The 292-nt window shown below is 52.1% G+C and carries 2 protein-coding genes; both read right to left on the bottom strand.

What is annotated here, in order from left to right:
• Window positions 1-108 (bottom strand): beta-ketoacyl synthase N-terminal-like domain-containing protein (locus tag LZP69_RS16040; protein WP_234201699.1); only part of this gene is annotated, 108 nt, incomplete at its 3' end.
• Between the two features lie 51 nt (window positions 109-159).
• The coding region (locus tag LZP69_RS16035; protein ID WP_234201698.1) for a phosphopantetheine-binding protein at window positions 160-292 on the bottom strand (133 nt) is incomplete at its 5' end.

Raw genomic sequence — 292 nt, 5'->3', positions numbered from 1 at the left:
CCTCCTGATCCCGGATTTCCCGGAGCAAAGAGCTTCCCAGGTCTTCTGAACCCCGGTTCCCAGGGGAGTGACCATTCCCAGGCCTGTCACCACAACCCTTCTCTTCATAAATTCCTCATCCTCTGTTTCATCTGCTGAACAGAGATGGTTTCTGGGCTTTCACTGACCCAGGGCCTTTTTGACGTAATCGATGGCATCCTGGACTGTGGCAATCTTCTCCGCATCTTCATCGGAAATGGAGACATTGAATTCCTCTTCCATCGCCATGATCAGTTCCACCTGATCCAGCGAG

Source organism: Shewanella sp. AS1 (assembly GCF_021412565.1).
Taxonomy (GTDB): Bacteria; Pseudomonadota; Gammaproteobacteria; order Enterobacterales; family Shewanellaceae; genus Shewanella.
This window is presented reverse-complemented; position numbering and strand designations above follow the sequence as displayed.